The organism is Burkholderia cepacia complex sp. TUM26381, assembly GCF_057439935.1.
Genome location: NZ_CM172007.1, coordinates 1,255,445 through 1,278,217, shown reverse-complemented (window position 1 = coordinate 1,278,217; position 22,773 = coordinate 1,255,445). Strand labels below are relative to the sequence as shown.

Here is a 22,773-nt window from a genome sequence, read left to right as displayed (position 1 = left end):
CGCCATGGCGCGCGCCCACGAGATGCTGACCGTCCAGTCCGGCGACGTGAAGCTCGCCGTCTACGTGAGCGGGTCGCGGCGCGCGCCGCCGCTGATCCTCGTGCACGGCTACCCCGACTCGGCGGCCGTGTGGGCGCCGATCCGCGCGCGGCTCGCGAAGCGCTACCGCGTGATCGCATACGACGTCCGCGGCGCCGGCGCGTCCGATGCGCCGCGCCGCCGCGCCGACTACACGCTCGAGCGGCTCGCCGCCGACCTGAAGGCGGTGGCCGACGCGACCTGCGGCGGCCGGCCGTTCCACCTCGTCGGCCACGACTGGGGCTCGATCCAGTGCTGGGAGGCCGTGACCGACCCCGCGTTCCGCGGCCGGATCGCGTCGTACACGTCGATCTCGGGCCCGTGCCTCGATCACGTGTTCCGCGCGAAGATGCGGCTCAAGCAGAGCCTGAAGTCGTGGTACATCGCGTTCTTCCACCTGCCGCTCGTGCCGTCGCTGGTGTGGCGGCTCGGCGGCGCGGCGCTGTGGCCGCGCTGGCTGCAGCTGACCGAACGCGTGCGCGCCGAGCGCGATCCCGTGCAGCTGAAGAATGCGTTGAACGGGATGCAGATGTACCGCGCGAACTTCCTCGCGCGGGCACGCAAGCCGCGCGAACGGTACGCGCAGGCGCCGGTGCAGATCCTCGTGCCGGTGCGCGATCGCTACGTGACGCCCGAGATGTCGGTCGGCCTCGACCGCTGGCTCGGCGACCACGTGCGGGAGGAAATCGACGGCAGCCACTGGATCGTGCTGCGCCACCCCGACATGATCGCGCAGCGGATCGACCGCTTCGCCTCCGCGCAGGAGCGGCCGGCGGTCACGACCGCCGCGGTTCAGCGCCCCGTCGGTGCCGGCAGGCGTCTGAACAGCGTCTCGTAGTCGACGACGAGACCATCGTCGTCGATGTCCATCTCGGCCGTGAAATTCCGGAAGATCCCTTCGTAGCGGTAGCGCCGGCCCGGCTCGATGCACGCGTAGGCCTGCTTGACCGGCGTGACCATCAGGTCCGGCGTCGAGATGTACGCGACATCGATCGGCCGCCGCTCGCCGCGCGCGAGCCCCAGGCGGCCGATCGGCAGCGCATTCGTAAACGGCGTCGCCGCGATGTCGATGTCGATGCAGCCGTCGAGCCCGGGCAGCGCACGGCCTGAGCCGTCGCGCCAGTGGCCGGCGCCGTCGCTGCGCAACTCGAGCGTGCCGCCGCCCATCACCTTGAGCACCGCGTAGGCGACACGCCATTGCGCATCGCACTCGACGCGATACGCGAGCCCATACGCGCGGCCGTACCGCTGGCCGACCACCGCGCTTTCGACGACGATCGCGCCGCCGCTCCGGTCGAACGTCAGATGTTCGACCCCGTCGCCCTCAAGCGACGCCCAACGCACTTCGCGCATCCTTTCGCCTCCCGGTTGCCCGATGTCAGGCATCGTCGCACGAATCCGCCGACGGAAACGCCGGCGAATGCACCCATTCGCTGGTCACGCCGATTTCGCATCGGAAAGCATTCACGCAGCGCCGGTCAAACAGCGGCGCCGCGCCTCATTCCCCACCTCGGTGCATCCACGACAAATCCTGACTATCCAGAATTCCCTATTCCGGTGCATGGCATTGTGTCCTATGCTCGCGGCTCGTCCTGTTCCGCCGCCATCATGCCTACCGCCCGCCCCGTCCCGCCGTCGATCGACCTGCGTATCCTGCTGCGCGGCATCGGGCAGGTCGTGCTGCAGGCGAATGCGCTCACCGGCGCGCTGCTGCTCGCCGCGCTGGCGCTGACCGACCTGCGCCTCGCGAGCGCTGCGCTGGTCGGTTCGGCCGCCGCCAGCATGACCGCCGTGCTGACGGGCGCCGAGCGCCGCGACGTCGAACAGGGGCTGCACGGCTTCAACGGCGCGCTCGCCGCGCTGATCGCCGTACTGTTCGCGCCCCATCAACTCGCCGCCGTCGCGCTGGTGCCGCTGGTCTCGATCGGCGCGGCACTCGTGCAACGCGCGATGCGCGGGCCGCTCGCCCGCTGGCGCCAGTGCCCGTATTCGAGCCCGTGTCTCGCCGTCACCGCGCTGTGGCTGCCGTTTGTCGCGCTGCAGCATGCCGACGGCGCGACGGCCGCCCCCGCGCTGACGCTTGCTTCCACTGCCGACGCCCTCCTTTCAGGCGTCGCGCAGACCACCTTCGCGCAAGGCGCCTGGGCCGGACTGCTGATCGTCGCCGGCGTCGCCATCGCGTCGCGCCGCGCGGCCGCGTTCGCGCTCGGCGGCGCGATCGTGTCGACCGTGCTGCTGGTCGCGCTCGGCGCGAACGGCGCCTTGTTCGCCGACGGCCTGCTCGGCTTCAACGGCGCGCTCGCCGCATTGGCGCTGATGCCGCGCGGCCCGCGCGCGGCGCTTGCAGCCGCCGCCCTCGCCGCGCTGATCCAGTGGCTCGCGATGCGCGCGGGCCTCCCCGTGTTCACGGCCCCGTTCGCGCTTGCGTCGTGGGTGACCGTAGCCGTCGCGCGCCGCTTCACCCTCGGAGATCCCGATGTCGTCATTCGCACACCGTCCTGATGCCGTGAAACCCGGCGGCCCGATCTCGGACGCCGAACGCGCACGCCGCGTCGACCTCGCCGCCGCCTACCGGCTCGTCGCACTGAACGGCTGGGACGACCTGATCTACACGCACCTGTCGGCAACCGTGCCCGGCGAGCCCGGCCACTTCCTGATCAACCCGTTCGGCCTCACGTTCGACGAAGTGCGCGCGTCGAACCTCGTGAAGATCGACCTGGCCGGCAACCGGATCGGCGACAGCGAGCATGCGGTCAACGTGACGGGCTTCGCGCTGCATGCGGCCGTTCACGCCGCGCGCGCCGATGCCGTCTGCGTGATGCATCTGCACAATACGGCCGGGATCGCCGTGTCGATCCAGCGCGACGGGCTGCTGCCCGCGTCGCAGCACGCGCTGCGCTTTCACGGCGACCTCGCGTACCACGACTACGAGGCGCTCGCGTTCTCGCCGGCCGAAGGCGCGCGGCTAACCGCGAACCTCGGCGCGAGATCCGCGATGCTGCTGCGCAATCACGGCACGCTGACGGTCGGCCGCACCGTGGCCGAAGCCTATGTGCTGATGGATACGCTGATCAAGGCCTGCGACATCCAGGTGCGCGCGCAAGCAGGCGGCGGGCCGCTCGTGCTGCCCGACCCGGCGATCGCGGACCGCACCGCCGAACAACTGCGCGACGGCGGCGCGATCGAAGGCGAACTGGAATGGCCGGCGCTGCTGCGTCGCCTCGACCGGATCGATCCGTCGTATCGCGACTGACCTCGCAGCTGCATTCAACCGAATCGTCCAATCCCAACCGGAGCATTTGTCATGCCGACTTTCAATATCCAGCTGTTCGAAGGCCGCACCGTCGACCAGAAGCGCGAATTCGTCGAAGCGATCACGCGCGTCACCTGCGAGACGCTCGGCTGCGCGCCGGGCTCGGTCGATATCATCCTCACCGACGTGAAGAAGGAGAACTGGGCGACGGCCGGCAAGCTGTGGAGCGACGAACGCTGAGCGTCGACGGCGGCGCCGCTTCGGCACCGCCCGCCCCGCACTGATTCACACGCTGCGGCGCCCGCGACGGGCGCTGCACGCGGCCGCCCCGGGCCGCCTGCGTTGTGCGCCCGCACATCGCTTTGTCACGCAATCGGCGCCATAATGCCGGACAGACGCAGCAGCCAATGGCCACCCGACGAGGAGACCGCCATGGAAGCGAAGAACGAGGAAGTCGTCGCACACCTGCTCTCCGATGTCGTCGAATTCGCGCGCGGGCGCCTGCCCGAAGCCACCTTCCGGATCGTCGAACCCTTCCTGCGTCACTACTACGATTTCGTCGACGCCGACGATCTGCAGAACCGCAGCATCGCCGACCTGTACGGCGCCGCAATGGCGCACTGGCAGACCGCCCAGAAATTCGTGCCCGGCAGCGAACGGCTGCGCGTGTACAACCCGATCCTCGAACAGCACGGCTGGCATTCCGATCACACGGTGATCGAGATCGTCAACGACGACATGCCGTTCCTCGTCGACTCGGTGACGATGGCCGTCAACCGCCTCGGGCTCGCGCTGCATTCGGCGCTGCACCCGGTGTTCCGGATCTGGCGCGGCGCGGGCGGCGGCATCGAGCGCGTCGACGCGGGCGGCGCGACGCCCGGCGACGGCCAGTCGCAACTCGCGTCGTTCATCCATTTCGAAGTCGACCGCTGCGGCGACGCCGCGCTGCTCGACACGTTGCGCGAGGACATCGCGCACGTGCTCGGCGACGTGCGCGCATCGGTCGAGGACTGGCCGAAGATCGTCGACATTGCCCGCGCGACGATCAAGGAGATGAAAGCGCGCGAATCGACCGCGGAAGACATCGAGGCGCGCGCGTTCCTCGAATGGATGGCCGCCGATCACTTCACGTTCCTCGGCCAGCGCGACTATGCGCTGGTCTCGGACGGCACGGGCTTCGGCCTGCGCGGCATCGAAGGCTCGGGCTACGGCATCCTGCGCGAATCGCTGCGCCCGTCGGGCGCACCCGATGTGACGCCGCTGCCGCAGGCCGCCGCCGACATCATCACCGGCGCGTGGCCGATCTTCCTGACCAAGGCGAACTCGCGCGCGACCGTGCACCGGCCGGGCTATCTCGACTACGTCGGCGTGAAACTCGTCGGCGCGGACGGCAAAGTGACCGGCGAACGCCGCTTCATCGGGCTGTACACGTCGACTGCGTACATGGTGTCGAGCGCCGAGATCCCGATCGTGCGCCGCAAGTGCGCGAACATCGTGCGGCGCGCGGGCTTCCTGCCGAAGGGGCATCTTGGCAAGACACTCGTGACGGTGCTCGAAACCTATCCGCGCGACGAACTGTTCCAGGCCGACGAAGACCAGCTCTACGACATCGCGCTCGGCATCCTGCGGCTGCAGGAACACCAGCGCACGCGGCTGTTCGTGCGGCGCGACCGGTTCGACCGCTTCGTGTCGTGCCTCGCGTTCGTGCCGCGCGACAAGTACAACACCGACCTGCGCCGCCGCATCGCGAAGCTGCTGGTCGACGCGTTCAACGGCGTGAACGTCGAATTCACGCCGCTGCTGTCGGAATCGGCGATCGCGCGCATTCATTTCGTCGTCCATGCCGAACCGGGCACGATGCCCGACGTCGACACGCGCGAGCTCGAAACGCGGCTCGTGCAGGTCACGCGCCGCTGGCAGGACGATCTCGCCGACGCGCTGCTCGACGCATTCGGCGAAGAGCAAGGCAACCGCCTGCTGCAACGCTATGCCGATTCGTTCCCGGCCGGCTATCGCGACGACTACCCGGCGCGCACGGCCGTGCGCGACATCGAGTTGATCGAGCGCGTGAAGGACACCGGCCAGCTCGCGATGAACCTGTACCGCCCGATCGAGGCCGAGCCGCGCGCGTTCCGCTTCAAGGTCTATCGCGCGGGCGACCCGATCGCGTTGTCGCGCAGCCTGCCGATGCTCGAGCATCTCGGCGTGCGCGTCGACGAGGAGCGGCCGTACCGGATCCAGACGCAGGACGCGACGCACGCGTGGGTACACGACTTCGGTCTTGAACTCGCCGACGATACCGAGTTCGACATCGAGCGCGTGAAAGACCTGTTCGAAGACGCGTTCGACCGGATCTGGAGCGGCCGGATCGAGAACGACGATTTCAACCGTCTCGTGCTGCGTGCGCACCTGAGCGCGCGCGAAGTGACGATCCTGCGTGCGTATGCGAAATACCTGCGGCAAGTCGGCTCGACGTTCAGCGACGCGTATATCGAACGCGCGCTGACCGGCAATCCGGCCATTGCGCGGCAACTCGTCGAGCTGTTCCTGCTGCGCTTCGACCCGGCCACCGGCGACACGCGCGACGTGCAGGCCGAACGGCTGCTGAAAGCGATCGAAGGCGCGCTCGACCAGGTGCCGAACCTCGACGAGGACCGCATCCTGCGCCAGTTCCTCGGCGTGATCAACGCGACCGAGCGCACGAACTACTTCCTCGTCGACGCGAACGGCGAATCGAAACCGTACCTGTCGTTCAAGTTCAATCCGGCGAAGGTACCGGGCCTGCCCGAACCGAAGCCGATGTTCGAGATCTGGGTGTATTCGCCGCGTGTCGAAGGCGTGCACCTGCGCGGCGGGCGCGTCGCGCGCGGCGGCCTGCGCTGGTCGGATCGCCGCGAGGATTTCCGCACCGAGGTGCTCGGGCTGATGAAGGCGCAGATGGTGAAGAACGTCGTGATCGTGCCGGTCGGCTCGAAAGGCGGCTTCGTCGTGAAGAACCCGCCGCCGCCGAGCGATCGCGAAGCGTGGATGCGCGAAGGCATCGCGTGCTACCAAACCTTCCTGCGCGGCCTGCTCGACCTGACCGACAACCTGGCCGGCAACGCGATCGTGCCGCCGCCCGACGTGGTGCGTCACGACCCCGACGATCCGTACCTGGTCGTCGCCGCCGACAAGGGCACGGCCACCTTCTCCGACTACGCGAACGCGATCTCGCACGAATACGGCTTCTGGCTCGACGACGCGTTCGCGTCCGGCGGCTCGGTCGGCTACGACCACAAGAAGATGGCGATCACCGCGCGCGGCGCGTGGGAATCGGTGAAGCGGCACTTCCGCGAGATGGGCATCGATACGCAGACGACCGACTTCACCGTGGTCGGCGTCGGCGACATGTCGGGCGACGTGTTCGGCAACGGGATGCTGCTGTCGCCGCATATCCGGCTCGTCGCCGCGTTCGATCACCGGCACGTGTTCCTCGACCCGAACCCCGATCCTGCGACGAGCTTCGCGGAGCGCGCACGCCTGTTCGCGCTCGAACGCTCGAGCTGGGCCGACTACGATCCGGCCGCGATTTCGTCGGGCGGCGGCGTGTATCCGCGCACCGCGAAGACGATCCCGCTATCGCCGGCCGTGCAGGCCGCGCTCGGCATCGACGCGCACGCGCTGCCGCCGACCGAGCTGATCCGCGCGATCCTGCAGGCGCCGGTCGACCTGCTGTACAACGGCGGCATCGGCACCTACGTGAAGGCCGCGCGCGAAACCCACCTGCAGGTCGGCGACCGCGCCAATGACGCGGTGCGCGTGAACGGCGCGGACCTGCGCTGCAAGGTCGTCGGCGAAGGCGGCAACCTCGGCTGCACGCAGTTCGGCCGCATCGAGTTCGCGCAGCGCGGCGGCCGCATGAATACGGATGCGATCGACAACTCGGCCGGCGTCGATTGTTCGGATCACGAAGTCAACATCAAGATCCTGCTCGGGCTCGTTGTGTCGGACGGCGAAATGACCGAGAAGCAGCGCAACGCACTGCTCGCGGAAATGACTGACGAAGTCGGGCTGCTCGTGCTGCGCGACAACTACTACCAGACGCAGGCGCTGTCGATCGCGGGCCGCTATGCGGTCGAACTGCTCGACGCCGAAGCGCGGCTGATGCGCTGGCTCGAACGCGCGGGCCGGCTGAACCGCGTGATCGAATTCCTGCCGACCGACGACGAAGTCGCCGAGCGGCAAGCCGCGAAGCTCGGCCTCACGTCGCCGGAGCGCGCGGTGCTGCTCGCGTACAGCAAGATGTGGCTCTACGACGCGCTGCTCGAATCCGACGTGCCCGAGGATCCGCTGGTGGCCGCGATGCTGGTCGACTACTTCCCGAAGCCGCTGCAGCAGCGTTTCAGCGAACCGATGGGCCGCCATCCGCTGCGCCGCGAGATTCTCGCGACGCACCTGACCAACGCGCTCGTGAATCGCGTCGGCTGCGCATTCGTGCACCGGCTGATGGAGGAAACCGACGCGAAGCCGGGCGACATCGTGCGTGCGTGCATCATGGCGCGCGACGTGTTCGATCTCGATGCGGTATGGCGCGACATCGACGCGCTCGACAACCGCGTGGCCGACGACGTGCAGGCGCGCATGTTCGTCGACGTCGCGCGGCTGCTGGAGCGCGCGGCGCTGTGGTTCCTGCGGCATCTGCAGTCCGGCGCGGTGGCCGATGGCGGCGTCGCCGAGCTGATCGCACGCTGCCGCGACGCGGCAGAGCGGCTGGCGCCGCAACTGCCGTCGCTGCTGCCGGCCGACGATCTCGATGCGCTGTCCGAGCGGCAGCGCGTGCTGGTCGAAGCCGGCGTCGACAGCGCGCTCGCGGTGCGCGTCGCGAGCGGCGATATTTCAGCGGCGCTGCTCGACATCGCCGAAGTGGCCTCGACCAGCAACCGCAGCCTCGAACTCGTCGCGGGCGTCTATTTCTCGCTCGGTACGCTGCTCAATTACGGGTGGATCAGCGAGCGCGCGGCGACACTGCCGACGCCGACGCACTGGGACATGCTGGCGCGCGCGGCCGCGCTTGCGGAAGTCGCGCGCCTGAAGCGCACGCTGACGACGAGCGCGCTCGCGGAATCGCCGGATTCGACGACGCCCGAGACGATCGTCGGCGCGTGGCGCGAACGCCGCGAGAGCGCCCTTGCCCGCTACGAGCACCTGCTCACGGACCTGCGCGCATCGGGCGGTGCGAGCCTGGCGGTGCTGCTCGTGGTCGTGCGGGAAATGGCCGTACTCGAACGCGCGTGACGGGCGTCACGAACGCGACGGATCAGACCGTCGCGACCAGCAGCGCTTCGGCGTTGTTCGGCGGCCGCAAGCCGTCCGTGCGATCGGCGAAGTAACGGCGCGTCAGGTCGGCGGCCGACACGTGCGCGGCCTTCGCAAAACCGGCCGCCAGCGCAAGCGCCTGGATCTGCGCCGGCATGAAGAAGCTGATGAACGGCGTACCGCTCGCACGCGCGCCCTTCGCAGCCATTTCCAGCCCCGGACGCACGTCCGGGTCCGCGTGTTCCAGCGGCAGCAGGAACGTCATCGCGAGCGTCGAGCCCGGCGCGAGCGACGCGACTTCGCGCAGCGCGGCCGCGTTCGCCTCGCGCGTCAGGTACATGCTGACGCCGGTGGACACCACGACGGCCGGCTTGCCGGCATCGAAGCCGGCGCCGACGAGCGCGTCGCGCCACGACTGCTTCGCCTCGAAATCGACCGGCACGAACCGCAGCCAGCCGGGCACGCCGTAGCCGAGCTCGGCCAGGCGGCGCTGCTTCCAGGCCTGCGGCGCCGGCGGGTCGACTTCGAAGACGGTCACGCGCGACGCCATCTCCGGCCGGCGCTGCACGAAGCTGTCGAGCCCGGCGCCGAGGATCACGTACTGGCTCACGCCGCGCGCGGCCTGCTCGGCCACGAGATCCTCGATGAAGCGCGCCCGCGCGACGATCGACGCGCGAAACGGCCGCGTGAATTGCGGATCCATGTCGCCGCGCTGCTGCCAGCCCGGTTCCGGCGCGAGCAATCGAAGCCCGACTTCGTCGGCGAGCACATGCGGGGGGGCGTCGAGTTCGACGTGCAGCGCGCGCCACAGCGCGACGCGGGCGGCCGTGCTGTCGGGGGCGCCTTCGCGGAGGTCGGTCATGCCGGCCTCACGCGCCTTGCTTGCCCGGCGCCTGCAGGCGCCACACGCGGCCGTCCGGGTCGCGCACGGTCATGTCGCGCGTGCCCCAGTGAGTATCCTCGAACGGCGTGACGACCTCGACGATCGGCTGCGGCTGCACCGCCTGCTCATCGGGCACCTTGAGCACGACCTGCATGGCCGGCGTCTCGCCCGGCGGCACTTCGGCGATGAACAGGAACGGACCGTCGCCGCTGCGCAACTGGCCCGAGTGGTGATCGGTTTCGAATTCCAGCTTGAAGCCCAGCGCCTGGAAGAACTTCGCCGACTTGCCCCAGTTGTGCGTCGTCAGGTACACGGCTTCGATTCGCTCGGATGACATGTCACTCCTCCTTGGTGGACGGCGCCGCGCCCGGCGGCGGCGCGGCCAGGTACGCGCGCAATGCATCGGCCACCAGCGCGGACAGCGACTGCTCCGTTTCGATGGCGCGATGCTTGACCTGCCGGATCAGGCCGAGCGGCAGGTACACGTTGAATTGCTTCACTTCTTCGTCGGTCATGAATACTAGTATGCTAGCAATCTAGCAAATGTCAACCGCGCCTGCGGCGGAATGGATCGATTGCATCGAGGCGCGGCCCGCAAGCGGGCCGCTTGCGCGCATCGTGCGTGCGCGTTACCGCGCGGCGCGCGCGGCCAGCCGCGTGAACAGCGCGTCGAGATCGAAACCCGCCGTATTGATGCCGATCGTGTCGCGCAGGCACGCGCCCCACTCGGCTGCGTTGTCGAACGTGACGGTGCGCCCGGCGCCCGCCGCGTCGCGCAGCGTCAGCGCCGTGTTGAGCAACGCCGCACGGCCGTCCGGCAGCACGCGGCATGCGATCAGGTCGTTCACGAAGATCGATTCGGGATACGTCGACGTGAACCAGTTCGCGGCGTCGTAATCGATCCATTCGGCCGGCTTCAACGAGAAGCGGTAGGTCGTCTGCCAGCCGTCGGGGATCTCGAACTGCATGTCGAATTCGCCGTCGACCGGCGCGTCGACCACGCGGAACGCGCCATGCGGGGTCAATTGCCGCTCGCCGGGCACGAAGCGCAGCGGCGCGGTCAGCGTCGCGCTGCCGAAGCCGATGTCCGCGAGCCACGCCGCGCCGTCGAGATCGATGCGCAGCAGCATGTGCGTCTGCGCCGTGACGATCTCGGGCGGCCGCATCCAGCGCACGCGCGCGATCAGCGGCGTCACGCGAAAGCCGATCGTCGTGAGCGCGGCATGGAACAGCTTGTTGAGTTCGAAGCAGTAGCCGCCGCGGCGGCGCTCGATCACCTTGTCGACGATCGCGGGCAGGTCGAGCGCGACGCGTGCGCCGGTCAGCGGATTGAGGTTTTCGAACGGGATCGCCTGCGGATGCAGCAGATGCAGCCTGCGCAACACGTCGAGCGTCGGCTCGACCGGGCCGTCGTAGCCGATGCGGGAGAAATAGCGCGAGAGGTCGAACGAGTCAGTCATGAACCGGCACCGATAAAAGGGACACGCCACGATAGCATCGCGCGACATCCCCATGTTGTGCGGCGCGATCGTCCGTCGCCGCGCGCGATGCCGGCACCGCATCGCGCACACCTGCACGGCGTTACGGCAGCAGCTTCAGCGCGGACGCGGCGACCGACGGCACCGAAATGCCCTGGCTCGTCGCGAACTGCACAGCCTGGCTGAGCGTCGCGGCAAGCGACTGCAACTGGCCCGGCGCGCTTTGCGCGATATACGACGCGGCCTGCATGTTCTGCGGATTCAGGCCCGACTGCAGCAGCGACGCCGCACTCGTCGAACCGAGATTGCCGAGCCCCGACTGCAGTTGCGAATACTGCGTGAGCCCCTGCCCGAGCGACGCGAGGCCGTTGCTGAACGCCTGCTTGTCGACCGGGCCGTGCGTTGCGCCGCCGCTCGCGAACGCCTGGCCGAGCGCCTGCGACACCGACTGCTGCGCGCCACCCATCTGCGACAGCGCGGCCGGCGTCAGCGCATCGCCGCCGGACAGCTGGCTCGCGGCTTGCTGCGCCTGCCCGGCCGCACCCGTCAGCCCCATCGCCGACGCGAGCGACGACTGGCCGGTCAGCACCTGCTGGTTCGCGCCGACATACGCCTGCAGCAACTGCGCGACACCGCCCTGCGCGGGCGCAGCTTGCTGCTGCCCGCCGGCGCCGCCGAGCAGCGATGCGCCGATCGATTGCAGGTCGAGCTGCGCGTGTGCGGCGCTACTGATCAGGATGCCGAACGCGATGCCTGCCGAGGCCAGGTGCCGGCCCGTCGCGCGAATGTGCTTCATGTGTTTCCCTCGTGCCCGAATTGTCGAGGCGATATTGTCGAAGCGCGTCGCGCGCCGCCGCAACGACTGAAACACATCGAAACGAAATCAGGCCACGCGACCGCTTGCAATTCGGCGACCAACGGACACCGGCGCGCAGATTCGCGCGCGTTTGCCGCGCGATGTCATGCACGTCCTGCGATTCGTTCTCCGGTTGCATCAATGGAGGCAGGTTCCGGCATGCGCCGGCGGCACAACGCATCGCCTCAAAACGAAACGGGCGGCTCGCCGCCGCCCGTTTCGCCCGCCTGCTACCGGCTTCCCGCCGGTCGCGACGTTACGCTGCCATCCACGCCGGCAACCGCTGGCTGACCCAGTCGGCCGCTTGCTCGTAGCCGCGTGCGAGCTGCAGCACGGCGAGATCGGCGCGCGGGCGTCCGATCAGCTGCATCCCCATCGGCAGCCCCGCGTCGTTGAAGCCGACCGGCACGTTGATCACCGGGCAGCCCGCCAACGTCCACGGCACGACCGTCTCCATCCAGCGGTGGTAGGTGTCCATCGGGCGGCCCGCGATTTCTTTCGGCCAGCGCTGGTCGACGTCGAACGGGAACACCTGCGCGGTCGGCGCCGCGATGAAGTCGTAGCGGTCGAAGAAACGCAGCACGGCCTGATGCCACGCGGTGCGCTCGACGCTCGCGTCGAACACGGCCGCGCCCTGCATCGCGAGCAGCCCTTCGACCTCGTAGATCGCCTCGGGCTTCAGCAGCGCGCGTCGCGCCGGGTCGCGATAGTGCGCGAGCAGCCCGCCGCCCGACAGCAGGTGCCGGTGCGCGAGCCACAGGCGCCAGATCCGGTCGGGCGCGAACGCCGGCAGCGCGGCATCGACGTCGCAGCCGATCTCGCGCAGCGTCGCCAGCCCCTGCTCGCACTGCGCGAGCACGCCGGCCTCGGTCGCGAGATAGCCGTTCCAGTCGCCGACCCACGCGATGCGCTTGCCGCGCAGGTCCGCATCGAGCGGCTGCGCGAACACGGCCGGATCTTCCGCGAGCGACAGCGGATCGTTCGCGTCGTAGCCGGCCTGGATCGCAAGCAGCTGCGCGACGTCGCCGACGGTGCGGCCCATCGGCCCTTCGATGCCGAGCTGCTGCATGTACACGTCGACGCCCGGCCAGCGCGGCACGCGGCCCTGCGACGGACGAAAGCCGTAGATGTTGCAGAACGCGGCCGGATTGCGCAGCGAACCGCCGAAATCGCTGCCGTCCGCCACCGGCAGCATCCGCGCCGCCAGCGCCGCCGCCGTGCCGCCGCTGCTGCCGCCCGCGCTCTTCGTCAGGTCGTACGGATTGCGCGTCGCGCCATAAACCTCGTTGAACGTGTGCGAACCGAGCCCGAACTCGGGCGTATTGGTCTTGCCGATGAAGATCGCGCCGGCCGCGCGCATCCGCGCGACGCCGACGGAATCGGCCTGCGGCACGTTCTCGCGGAAGATCGGCGAGCCGTAGGTCGTCCGCAGCCCCTTCGTCATCGCCAGATCCTTCGGCGCCTGCGGCATCCCGTGCATCCAGCCGCGGTACTCGCCGCGCGCCAGCTCGGCATCCTTCTGCGCCGCTTCGGCGAGCAGCGCATCGCGATCGCGCAGCGCGACGATCGCATTGACCGCGCCGTTCACGCGCTCGACGTGGTCGAGATACGCGCGCATCGTCTCGACGCACGACACCGCCTGGCTGCGGATCGCCGCGGCGAGCTCGCTGGCCGACAGGCGCACGATCGGATCGACGGAAATGGAAGCGGAGGCGAGAAACTGCGGGGCGCCGTGCGGCATGCGGGGTCTCCTGGAATCGGGATGGAATGGCGGGCCGCGTAGCGGCGGCGATCGCTCCCGGGCCGGCCGGGAGAGGCCGCGCCGCGGCCGATGTTCTACTCTACGCGACGCCGGATCGGCGACCTCCGATATTTTCCGTCGCGATTCATTGCGGATCCGACTAAATCGGGGCAGCGCCTACCGGACCGCTCACGCCGTTCCGGCCGATGAAATCGTTTATGCGCATAAACTAAAATTTCTTATATTTCTAATAGGCGCGTCACGCGGCCGCACGCGTTAACGCGATTTTTATGCGGCCGCCCGATTTCTTTAGATGGCTCGATCCGGCCGCACGCTACGCTGGAAGCATCTCGTTCCCTGGACATCGTTCATGCTCAAGCTGCTGGTTCCGGTCGGTCACTCGCCCCGCTCGCTTCAGGCGGTTCGCCACGCGACATTCCTCTATCGCGAACGATGCGCGTCGGAGATCGTGCTGATCAACGTGCAGGCGCCGCTCGAATCGACGCGGCTCGAGGCCTATTACCCGCTGTCGCGGCTGCGCTCGATCGAGGAGAAGTTCGCGTCCGACGATCTGGCGATGGCGGAACGGATTCTGCGAGAGGCCGGTGTCAGATACACCGTCGTGATGAAGGTCGGCCCGGTGGCCGACACGATCGCGACCGCGGCAGCCGAGACCGGCTGTGACGAGATCGTGGTGGTCGCGCCGCGGCACGATCCGCTGCATGCGCTGATGTCGGTATTTCGCCGCAGCGTGATGAGCCGGCTGGTGCGCATTTCGAACGTGCCGGTGACGGCCGTGCAATGACGGGCATCCGGCACGGCGGCGCAGCTGACGCCGGCCGCCCGACGGGCCCGCAGCCTTGCGCCCGCGACCGTCGAACGTGCGACGAAGGATGAGGGACGAGGGACGTGCGGGCGCCGTGCATCGCACGCGTACCCGCCATCGTGCAGCGCTCAGTCGATGACCTTGCGCCAGAACACGAAATACGCAGCAGCCGACGACGCCACCAGCAGGATGGCCCATAACGGAGCAAGACTGATCAGGACGGAAGAGACGTTCAACATTTGGATTCCTCACTATTTCGACAGCGATGTTCAACACGCACCTGCTTGCCGGAACCGATGCATTCATCCGCCATCGCGTTCCGTCAAATCATGTATTCATGCTATCGCTTTGAACGCCCGCACAACCGTCTCCGCCTGACCGTACCCTGACATTCGTCAAACTCGCGCGAATCGCGCGCCGGGCCGCGCCCCCTCCTTTCCACGCAAAATCCGGAAAACAGGACGGGATCACCCCGCCCGCCCCGCCACCTTTTTCAGCAGACGTTTACCGGGGGAAGCCCCAAGTGCTTCGTCAAACGTGTCCGCGTTACGCTTGGGCAACGAGGAGACGAACCATGAGACGAGCCGTACATATCGCTGTTTTTGCGCTGCTGGCCTATCTCATCGGCGATCGCGCGATCCTGCATGCGCAGGGCCGCGACGCCAGCCCGCTCGCGTGCGAGCAAGGCGCAGCGCAGGTCAAGGCCGACGCGCTTGGCCGCGGTTTCGGCGAAGCCGCCGCCGGCAGCCAGAGCGAGGCCTTCATGTCGGGCTGCCTGGTGACCGGTCGAGGCAATCAGGACGTCGCGCTGGCGAACCGTTGACGGGAATCCGGTGACGTGCCGGTCGCGTTCAAGTCGAAACGGCCGAACCGAAGCCGCGCGCGCCCGCGTCAATTCCCGCTGTTGACCGTCATTTTCCCGATCGACGCCGCGACGGACGTCACGGTCCGGACACCGTTCACGCTGAACGTCTGCTCGCGGCCTGTATCGTTGGCGGGAAGACGCATCGACAGTTGCGCCATCAGGCCGTCCTTGCCGTACTGACCAAACCAGTCGATCAAGCGGCCGATATAGCACGTGCCGCCGACATGCACCGGCATGTCGCCGACGATCTCGTACGAATAGTGGCCGGGCCCATAGTTCGAATACGCGGCGCGGTCATCGCCCTGCACCGTGGACGGAACCGGGCACAGCGGCTTGCCGGCGCCCGCATCGCGCGCCTGGCTGTCGCTCACATCGCGCAGCGCCTGCTCGAGCGCCATCTGCAGCGGGCCGTCGAGCATCGTTGAACCCGTCTTGCCGTCCTTGTGCTGTTCGATCGGCACCGACAGGCGGTAGCGGTAATGCACCGTCAGCATCGGCACCTGGTCGACGACGGTAAACGGTCGCAGCAAGTAAAAATCATCGACGCCGTAGTGACTGTCGCGATACAGCGCATAGACGCGCCCGCGCAAGCGAATCCAGTCGGCCGCCTGATTCGCGCCGCGGCCATTCGTCGTGTACAGGCTGCGCTCGATCGCCCCGTTCGAATCGCCGGGCACCTCGAACTTGCCGCCGTTACGGCGCAGGACGTCGACCGACGACCACAACCCCGTTCCGTTCGCCGCCGACTCGATCACCAGATCGCGCTGCCCGTTGCCATCCAGATCGATCAGCGTGTAGGACGCGCTCGCCTCCGTGTCGTCGCCATCGACGTGCGACGCCTTCAACGCCTTCCATTCGTCGGCTGTCACGCCGTCGGGCCGGGTCGTCGGAAACGCCGCGCCCTGCCCGTCATCGGACGCGCTGGAAAACCGCGTGACTGCCGTCCTGATCCGCAGCCGTGCGATCACCTGCTCGACGGGCGAGTTCGCATCCGTTCGGCGCGCCTGATCGACGCGCGTACGCAAATCGTCGAGCGCGGCCTTGTCTTCGGCGTCCGGGCGATAGGCGAGCACCACGGCCAATTGCGATTGCAGGTCGCCGATCCGCGTCAGATAGCGTTGCTCGATACAGCCATGATCGGCGCCGCATCGATCGCGCGTCGTCAGCCAGCCGCGTTGCGCGGTCCGCAACGCAGCGCGTTGATCCTGAGGCAACACGCCGGACAACTTCCGGTAAAAGGCCGACAGCCGGCCGTCGTCCAGATGCAGGTCGTTCGACGCGCACACGGCCTTTTCCGTCGGGCTGGATGCCTGCGCACAGTCGAGCCCTGCCGCGAAAGCGGGGAATGCGTGCGCGAGCAGCACGAGCAGCCACGTTGGCCGCAACGGCGCTTCAACGCGAAATTTCACAAATGGGTTCTCGACGGTCATGGCGCGCTCGCGGATCGAGGCCCTGCCGGCCTCCAGCGCGGATTGTCCATCAATTGCCCGGCGGGCGAAACAGCCGGCAGAAACCGGCTCATGCCGCCGCGCCGGTCGGCGACAGCGCATTCGATTTCCGCTACAGTGGCTTGCCCGGCGCCCGGCCGCCGCGTCGCGATTCCGCTTCATCGACAACGACATCCAATCAAAAGATGCGTCATCCGAACACCGAACTGATCCAGCGTTTTTACACGGCCTTCCAGCAGCGCGACATCGACGCGATGCTCGCGTGCTATGCGGACGACATCGTCTTCAGCGATCCGGCGTTCGGCGAACTGCGCGGCGAACGTGCATGCGACATGTGGCGCATGCTGGTCGCGCGGGCGCAGGAGTTTTCTCTGACGTTCGGCGAGGTCGCGGCAGACGAACACACCGGGCGCGCAGAGTGGATCGCGCACTACCGGTTCACCGCGACCGGCCGGATGGTGGTCAACCGGATCGACGCGCGGTTCCGGTTTCGCGACGGACGCATCGTCGAGCATCGCGACCGTTTCGACCTATGGCGCTGGGCGCGTCAGGCGCTCGGGCTGAAAGGCGCGCTGCTCGGCTGGACGCCGTTCATGCAGCGCGCGATCCGGGCGCAGGCCCGAAAGAATCTCGACGCGTATCGGGCCAAACGGAAGTAAGCCGCGCACCGCTATGGCTTCATCGTCGCGTCGATCAGGTCGTAGGCCATGTCCGGCAACACGCCGTCCGGGTTCTTGAGGCGGTTCTGGCGATACCAGCTTTCATCGGCTTCGGGATGCGGACCGGCGAGCCCGACGCGCCCTTTGCCGTAACGGTAGGTCGCGGCCGCGATGTCGTTGTTCGGATAGGTCGCCAGCACGACGCCGCCGGAGCCGGCCGGCACGGCCGGGAGCATCGCGCCGTCCTGGTAATAGATCCAGCGCTTCTTCCCGCGCCATACGACCGGCGTCACCGTGTCGGCGATACCGTGAAGCGTCGAGCCCGGCCGGTCGACCTCGGAGTCGATGTCGCCGGCGACCAGCCGGAAACCCCGTTCGCCCGCCAGGTACGCGCCCATGCAGAGCCCCAGGTATCGCCCGCCGTTCGCCACGTACTGCCGCACGGCCTTGATTGAATTGCGCCCGATGCTGGTGGCCGCGCCGGGGATATCCTGCCCGCCGCCGGGTTGCACGTACAACGCGGCACCGGCCAGCGCCGCAGGCGTGATCTTGAGCCGTTCCGCCGGCCCGACGTAGATCACCCGGAACCGGTAGTCCGATTCCTGCAAGCGCGCGGCAATGGCCTCGGGGCAGCCGTCGCACGCCGCAGGGCCGCGATAGACCAGTGCAACGGGCCGGCTGGCCGCGCCACGCGATGCGTCGCCGGTCGCCGCCGCATGCACGACCGACGACGCGACGAGCAACAGCATCAGGACTATCGAATCTCTGGAACGCATGTTCTTGACCGTCGGAGTAAGAGGGATCGCGACCGCCCGGGACGAATCGACGGGCACGCACCCGTTTCCGCCCCGTGCTGTTGAAACCTGATCGCAAGCCGGGTGACAGGAAGCGTAGACGTGCGAGCGCGCCTCGTGTGTACCGTTTCCTGCGGACTTGTGCAGAAATGTGCGGTGCCTGTCACCGGATCCGGCCCCCGCAAGCCACCCACCGGGCCACGCCAGACAAGGCCGGCTGCGCGATGCCGCCACGATTCCCGGCCCCACGCGCATCAACTCTTATATAAGACATAAGACATTTGACGTTCCAGACCATTGAGATTAGAATCCCGCTCAAAGCAGTGCCTGGAATAGCCCCGGAGTGCCGGCAAGGCCTTCCCCTCAAACGCAATATCAGCAGGTCTCCCCATGCTTGAAAACTTTCGTGCTCACGTGGCCGCCCGCGCCGCGCTCGGTATTCCTCCCCTGCCGCTGACGGCTCAGCAGACCGCCGAACTGGTCGAATTGCTGACGAACCCGCCGGCCGGCGAAGAGCAGACGCTCGTCGACCTGATCACCCATCGCGTGCCTGCCGGCGTCGACGAAGCCGCCCGCGTGAAGGCCGGCTTCCTGGCCGCCGTGGCCAAGGGCGAGACCGCCTGCCCGCTGATTTCGCGCGCGCGCGCCACCGAACTGCTCGGCACGATGCTGGGCGGCTACAACATCCAGCCGCTGATCGAGCTGCTGTCCGACGACGCAGTCGCGGCAGTCGCAGCCGACGCACTGAAGAAAACGCTGCTGATGTTCGACCAGTTCCATGACGTGAAGGAACTCGCCGACAAGGGCAACGCGCACGCGAAGGCCGTGCTGCAGAGCTGGGCCGATGCCGAATGGTTCACGAGCCGTCCGGAAGTGCCGCAAAGCCTGACCATCACCGTGTTCAAGGTGACGGGCGAAACCAACACCGACGATCTGTCGCCGGCCCCGGACGCCACCACCCGCCCGGACATCCCGATGCACGCGCTGGCGATGCTGAAGAACGCACGCCCGGGCATCACGCCGGAAGAAGACGGCAAGCGCGGCCCGGTCAAGTTCATCGAATCGCTGAAGGAAAAGGGCCACCTGGTCGCGTACGTGGGCGACGTGGTCGGCACCGGCTCCTCGCGCAAGTCGGCCACCAACTCGGTGCTGTGGTTCACCGGCGAAGACATCCCGTTCGTCCCGAACAAGCGTTTCGGCGGCGTGTGCCTCGGCAGCAAGATCGCCCCGATCTTCTACAACACGATGGAAGATGCCGGCGCGCTGCCGATCGAACTCGACGTGTCGCAGATGGAAATGGGCGACGTGGTCGAACTGCGCCCGTACGATGGCAAGGCGCTGAAGGACGGCAACGTGATCGCCGAATTCCAGGTCAAGTCCGACGTGCTGTTCGACGAAGTGCGCGCCGGCGGCCGCATTCCGCTGATCATCGGCCGCGGCCTGACCGCGAAGGCGCGTGAAGCGCTCGGCCTCGCGCCGTCGACGCTGTTCCGCCTGCCGCACCAGCCGGCCGACAGCGGCAAGGGCTTCTCGCTCGCGCAGAAGATGGTCGGCCGCGCATGCGGTCTGCCGGAAGGCCAGGGCGTGCGCCCGGGCACGTACTGCGAACCGAAGATGACCTCGGTCGGCTCGCAGGACACCACGGGCCCGATGACCCGCGACGAGCTGAAGGACCTCGCGTGCCTCGGCTTCTCGGCCGACCTCGTGATGCAGTCGTTCTGCCACACCGCCGCGTATCCGAAGCCGGTCGACGTGAAGACGCACCAGACGCTGCCGAACTTCATCAGCACGCGCGGCGGCATCGCGCTGCGCCCGGGCGACGGCGTGATCCACTCCTGGCTGAACCGCATGCTGCTGCCCGACACCGTCGGCACCGGCGGCGATTCGCACACGCGCTTCCCGATCGGCATCAGCTTCCCGGCAGGTTCGGGCCTGGTCGCGTTCGCGGCCGCCACCGGCACGATGCCGCTGGACATGCCGGAATCGGTGCTGGTCCGCTTCAAGGGCAAGATGCAGCCGGGCGTCACGCTGCGTGACCTCGTCAACGCGATTCCGCTGTACGCGATCAAGCAAGGCATGCTGACGGTCGCCAAGCAAGGCAAGAAGAACATCTTCTCGGGCCGCATTCTCGAAATCGAAGGCCTGCCCGACCTGAAGGTCGAGCAAGCGTTCGAGCTGTCGGATGCATCCGCCGAACGTTCGGCTGCCGGTTGCTCGGTGCACCTGAACAAGGAACCGATCATCGAGTACCTGAACAGCAACATCACGCTGCTGAAGTGGATGATCGCGCAGGGCTACCAGGATCCGCGCAGCCTGCAGCGCCGTATCGCGGCGATGGAACAGTGGCTGGCCGACCCGCAACTGCTGTCGCCGGATGCCGACGCCGAGTACGCGGCCGTCATCGAGATCGACCTCGCCGACATCCACGAGCCGATCGTCGCCTGCCCGAACGACCCGGACGACGTGAAGACGCTGTCCGACGTCGCAGGCGCGAAGATCGACGAAGTGTTCATCGGTTCGTGCATGACCAACATCGGTCACTTCCGCGCCGCGTCGAAGCTGCTGGAAGGCAAGCGCGACATCCCGGTCAAGCTGTGGGTCGCGCCGCCGACCAAGATGGACCAGAAGCAGCTGACGGAAGAAGGCCACTACGGCGTGTTCGGCACGGCCGGTGCGCGTACCGAAATGCCGGGCTGCTCGCTGTGCATGGGTAACCAGGCTCAGGTGCGCGAAGGCGCGACGGTCATGTCGACGTCGACCCGCAACTTCCCGAACCGCCTCGGCAAGAACACGAACGTGTACCTCGGCTCGGCGGAGCTGGCGGCCATCTGCTCGCGTCTGGGCAAGATCCCGACCAAGGAAGAGTACATGGCCGACATGGGCGTGCTCAGCGCGAACGGCGACCAGATCTACAAGTACATGAACTTCGACCAGATCGAAGACTTCAAGGAAGTGGCCGACACCGTGCAGATGTAATCACGCAGTCGGGCTGCGGCGGGTGGTCGACGTCGCAGCACCGCGCAATGGCGCCGCAGGCCGAATGGCCGCGGCGCCATTTTTTTATGCGGCGTCGCCGCCTGGTTCGCGCCGGATCACCAGTTCGTTGAAGCCGGTGCCCGCGTCGGGTTCGCGCGAGAAACGATGCGCAGGCAGCAGCGCGAGCAGGATCTCGGCCGTCGTGCGTACCACGCAGCCGCTCGCCACATGGCCGCCCGTTACGCGGCCGTCCGCATCCGAGACGGACATGTGCAGGTGTGCGCCGTCCGGCGACACCGAGCCGGCCAGCGTCAGGATTTCGAGGTCGCCGCGCAGCTCGGCCGGCTGGTCGACGCCGGCGAAGCGCAACTGCGCGACGCTCAGGCTGCCGATGCCCTGGATCACGAAGGCGGCGTGCGCGCCGTGCCGGCGCAATGCCGCCTCGATGGCGCCGCGCAAGTCGTCGCCGGGGGAAAGACGCAGGGGATGGGCTTGCATGGTCGAGAACCCGTGGTGGACCGTGGTATCGGCAAAGCGTACGTTCGCCCCGTGAATCCGGCAAGTCATCCAACTCTGAAACGGCCGCGCATCGACCTCACACGGTAAAGCGCTCGCTCGCGAACTGCGCATCCGGCACCCCCGCTGCCGTCGCCGCCTCGCGCGCGCCCTGCACGAGCGGCGGCGGCCCGCATACGTAGATATCCGGCGGCGCCCCCGCCCGCGCAAGCGCCGCGCGCAACGCATCGACCGGCGTACCGCGATACCCGGCCCACTCCCCATCCGGCCGCCATACACACAGATCGACGCGCAACTGCGGCAGCTCGGACTGCAATCGCGCCAGTTCGTCGAGCATGAACAGTTCGCTTTCCTGATTGACGCCGAAGAACAACCGCGCGTCCGCCATCTCCTGATAGTCGGCCATGCGCCGCAGCATCGACAGGATCGGCGCGAACCCCGTGCCGCCCGCGACGAACCAGCGCGGCCGCAGGCTGTCCGCGAACAGCCCGAAGCCGCCCATCGGCACGCGCACGGTCAGCGGATCGCCCGGCCGTGCATGCTCGCGCAGGTAGGTCGAAAACCACCCGCCCGGCCGCAGCCGGACCAGGAATTCGAGGCGCCCGTCCCAGTTGCTCGTGTTCGCCAGCGAATACGGGCGACGCAGGCCACTGCCCGGCACCTCCAGCTCCGCGAACTGGCCGGGCTCGAACTCCACGGCCGCACCGGATGCGTCGTCGGGTTCGACCTGCAACTCGACGCGCATCGTGTCGGCCGCGATCGTCTCGAGCGCCGCGATCCGCGCGGCACGCACGGGCACCGGATGCAGCAGCACCTTGGTCCGGTCGTACGGTGCGGCGATGCGCAGATCGCCACGCGGCGTGGTCCGGCACAGCAGGACCGCGCCGCGCTGCCCGGCCGGCAGCACGCCCGCGGTGTCGGGCTGCATCTCGTACGCGCCGTCGACGACGGTCGCCTGGCACGCGCCGCAACTGCCACGCCGGCATTGCGACGGCAGCGTGATGTCGGCGTCGGCCGCCGCCGACAGCAGATCCTGTCCGGCATCGCACCCGAAGCCGAACCGCTCGCCGTCGCGTGTCGTGATCTCGATCCGGTAGGTCATCGA

Annotated in this window: 20 protein-coding genes; 9 read left to right on the top strand and 11 right to left on the bottom strand. The window is 68.1% G+C overall.

All coding sequences use genetic code 11. From position 1 onward, the window contains the following. Positions 1 to 4: 4 nt before the first annotated feature. A complete protein-coding gene (locus ACWMMN_RS22525; RefSeq protein WP_059240163.1) occupies positions 5 to 916 on the top strand; it encodes an alpha/beta fold hydrolase in 912 nt (303 codons plus the stop codon). Here the strand turns inward: ACWMMN_RS22525 and ACWMMN_RS22520 are convergent. Beyond that, on the bottom strand, positions 871 to 1,431 hold the full coding sequence (locus ACWMMN_RS22520) for a putative glycolipid-binding domain-containing protein (RefSeq protein ID WP_059240162.1): 561 nt from the start codon (positions 1,429 to 1,431) through the stop codon (positions 871 to 873). The two genes, ACWMMN_RS22525 and ACWMMN_RS22520, sit on opposite strands and share 46 nt — an antisense overlap. A gap of 255 nt (positions 1,432 to 1,686) precedes the next feature. Between ACWMMN_RS22520 and ACWMMN_RS22515 the strand changes: the two genes are divergently transcribed. The 4 genes from ACWMMN_RS22515 to ACWMMN_RS22500 all read left to right on the top strand — a co-directional run bounded on the left by ACWMMN_RS22515 (position 1,687) and on the right by ACWMMN_RS22500 (position 8,605). Then, positions 1,687 to 2,580 (top strand): urea transporter, encoded by an 894-nt coding sequence (locus tag ACWMMN_RS22515; RefSeq protein ID WP_174991269.1) that lies wholly within the window; start codon positions 1,687 to 1,689, stop codon positions 2,578 to 2,580. Next, a complete protein-coding gene (locus tag ACWMMN_RS22510) occupies positions 2,555 to 3,331 on the top strand; it encodes a class II aldolase/adducin family protein (RefSeq protein ID WP_059240158.1) in 777 nt (258 codons plus the stop codon). Before ACWMMN_RS22515 ends, ACWMMN_RS22510 begins: the two co-directional genes overlap by 26 nt. A gap of 51 nt (positions 3,332 to 3,382) precedes the next feature. Next, entirely contained in the window at positions 3,383 to 3,571 is a 189-nt protein-coding gene (locus tag ACWMMN_RS22505) for a 4-oxalocrotonate tautomerase (protein ID WP_011354745.1), read from the top strand. Between the two features lie 192 nt (positions 3,572 to 3,763). Continuing rightward, positions 3,764 to 8,605, top strand: coding sequence for an NAD-glutamate dehydrogenase (locus ACWMMN_RS22500; protein WP_486423967.1), 4,842 nt, complete (start codon positions 3,764 to 3,766; stop codon positions 8,603 to 8,605). A gap of 22 nt (positions 8,606 to 8,627) precedes the next feature. On the opposite strand, the gene ACWMMN_RS22495 is transcribed toward ACWMMN_RS22500, so the two are convergent. The 6 genes from ACWMMN_RS22495 to ACWMMN_RS22470 all read right to left on the bottom strand — a co-directional run bounded on the left by ACWMMN_RS22495 (position 8,628) and on the right by ACWMMN_RS22470 (position 13,584). Continuing rightward, a complete protein-coding gene (locus ACWMMN_RS22495) occupies positions 8,628 to 9,488 on the bottom strand; it encodes a class I SAM-dependent methyltransferase (RefSeq protein WP_174991271.1) in 861 nt (286 codons plus the stop codon). A gap of 7 nt (positions 9,489 to 9,495) precedes the next feature. Beyond that, on the bottom strand, positions 9,496 to 9,846 hold the full coding sequence (locus ACWMMN_RS22490; protein ID WP_059240152.1) for a VOC family protein: 351 nt from the start codon (positions 9,844 to 9,846) through the stop codon (positions 9,496 to 9,498). A 1-nt stretch (position 9,847) separates the two neighbouring features. Beyond that, positions 9,848 to 10,024: a ribbon-helix-helix protein, CopG family gene (locus ACWMMN_RS22485; RefSeq protein WP_059240150.1), complete on the bottom strand. Its 177-nt coding sequence runs from the start codon at positions 10,022 to 10,024 to the stop codon at positions 9,848 to 9,850. Between the two features lie 114 nt (positions 10,025 to 10,138). Then, positions 10,139 to 10,969, bottom strand: a complete 831-nt coding sequence (locus ACWMMN_RS22480; protein WP_059240148.1) for an arylamine N-acetyltransferase family protein — start codon at positions 10,967 to 10,969, stop codon at positions 10,139 to 10,141. A 121-nt stretch (positions 10,970 to 11,090) separates the two neighbouring features. After that, positions 11,091 to 11,783, bottom strand: a complete 693-nt coding sequence (locus ACWMMN_RS22475) for a hypothetical protein (RefSeq protein WP_174991273.1) — start codon at positions 11,781 to 11,783, stop codon at positions 11,091 to 11,093. Positions 11,784 to 12,099: 316 nt separating this feature from the next. Beyond that, positions 12,100 to 13,584 carry an amidase gene (locus ACWMMN_RS22470; protein ID WP_059240144.1) on the bottom strand — a complete coding sequence of 495 codons (1,485 nt, stop codon included), beginning with the start codon at positions 13,582 to 13,584 and terminating at the stop codon, positions 12,100 to 12,102. Between the two features lie 370 nt (positions 13,585 to 13,954). Between ACWMMN_RS22470 and ACWMMN_RS22465 the strand changes: the two genes are divergently transcribed. After that, positions 13,955 to 14,389, top strand: a complete 435-nt coding sequence (locus ACWMMN_RS22465) for a universal stress protein (protein WP_059240142.1) — start codon at positions 13,955 to 13,957, stop codon at positions 14,387 to 14,389. A gap of 595 nt (positions 14,390 to 14,984) precedes the next feature. After that, entirely contained in the window at positions 14,985 to 15,233 is a 249-nt protein-coding gene (locus tag ACWMMN_RS22460; RefSeq protein WP_059240140.1) for a hypothetical protein, read from the top strand. Positions 15,234 to 15,301: 68 nt separating this feature from the next. Here ACWMMN_RS22460 and ACWMMN_RS22455 read toward each other — a convergent pair whose 3' ends face one another. Beyond that, the gene (locus ACWMMN_RS22455; protein ID WP_486423966.1) at positions 15,302 to 16,684 is read right to left on the bottom strand and encodes a lysozyme inhibitor LprI family protein; all 1,383 of its coding nucleotides are present in this window, start codon (positions 16,682 to 16,684) and stop codon (positions 15,302 to 15,304) included. 224 nt (positions 16,685 to 16,908) lie between these two features. Between ACWMMN_RS22455 and ACWMMN_RS22450 the strand changes: the two genes are divergently transcribed. Next, on the top strand, positions 16,909 to 17,382 hold the full coding sequence (locus ACWMMN_RS22450; protein WP_486424090.1) for a nuclear transport factor 2 family protein: 474 nt from the start codon (positions 16,909 to 16,911) through the stop codon (positions 17,380 to 17,382). 11 nt (positions 17,383 to 17,393) lie between these two features. On the opposite strand, the gene ACWMMN_RS22445 is transcribed toward ACWMMN_RS22450, so the two are convergent. Then, positions 17,394 to 18,131 carry a BPL-N domain-containing protein gene (locus tag ACWMMN_RS22445; RefSeq protein WP_486423965.1) on the bottom strand — a complete coding sequence of 246 codons (738 nt, stop codon included), beginning with the start codon at positions 18,129 to 18,131 and terminating at the stop codon, positions 17,394 to 17,396. A gap of 435 nt (positions 18,132 to 18,566) precedes the next feature. Here ACWMMN_RS22445 and acnB point away from each other — a divergent pair, with 435 nt between their 5' ends. After that, positions 18,567 to 21,152 carry a bifunctional aconitate hydratase 2/2-methylisocitrate dehydratase gene (acnB, locus tag ACWMMN_RS22440; protein ID WP_059240134.1) on the top strand — a complete coding sequence of 862 codons (2,586 nt, stop codon included), beginning with the start codon at positions 18,567 to 18,569 and terminating at the stop codon, positions 21,150 to 21,152. Between the two features lie 84 nt (positions 21,153 to 21,236). Here the strand turns inward: acnB and ACWMMN_RS22435 are convergent, their stop codons facing one another. After that, entirely contained in the window at positions 21,237 to 21,650 is a 414-nt protein-coding gene (locus ACWMMN_RS22435; RefSeq protein WP_486423964.1) for a PPC domain-containing DNA-binding protein, read from the bottom strand. 97 nt (positions 21,651 to 21,747) lie between these two features. Beyond that, the gene (locus tag ACWMMN_RS22430) at positions 21,748 to 22,770 is read right to left on the bottom strand and encodes a 2Fe-2S iron-sulfur cluster-binding protein (RefSeq protein WP_486423963.1); all 1,023 of its coding nucleotides are present in this window, start codon (positions 22,768 to 22,770) and stop codon (positions 21,748 to 21,750) included. Between the last annotated feature and the right edge of the window lie 3 nt (positions 22,771 to 22,773).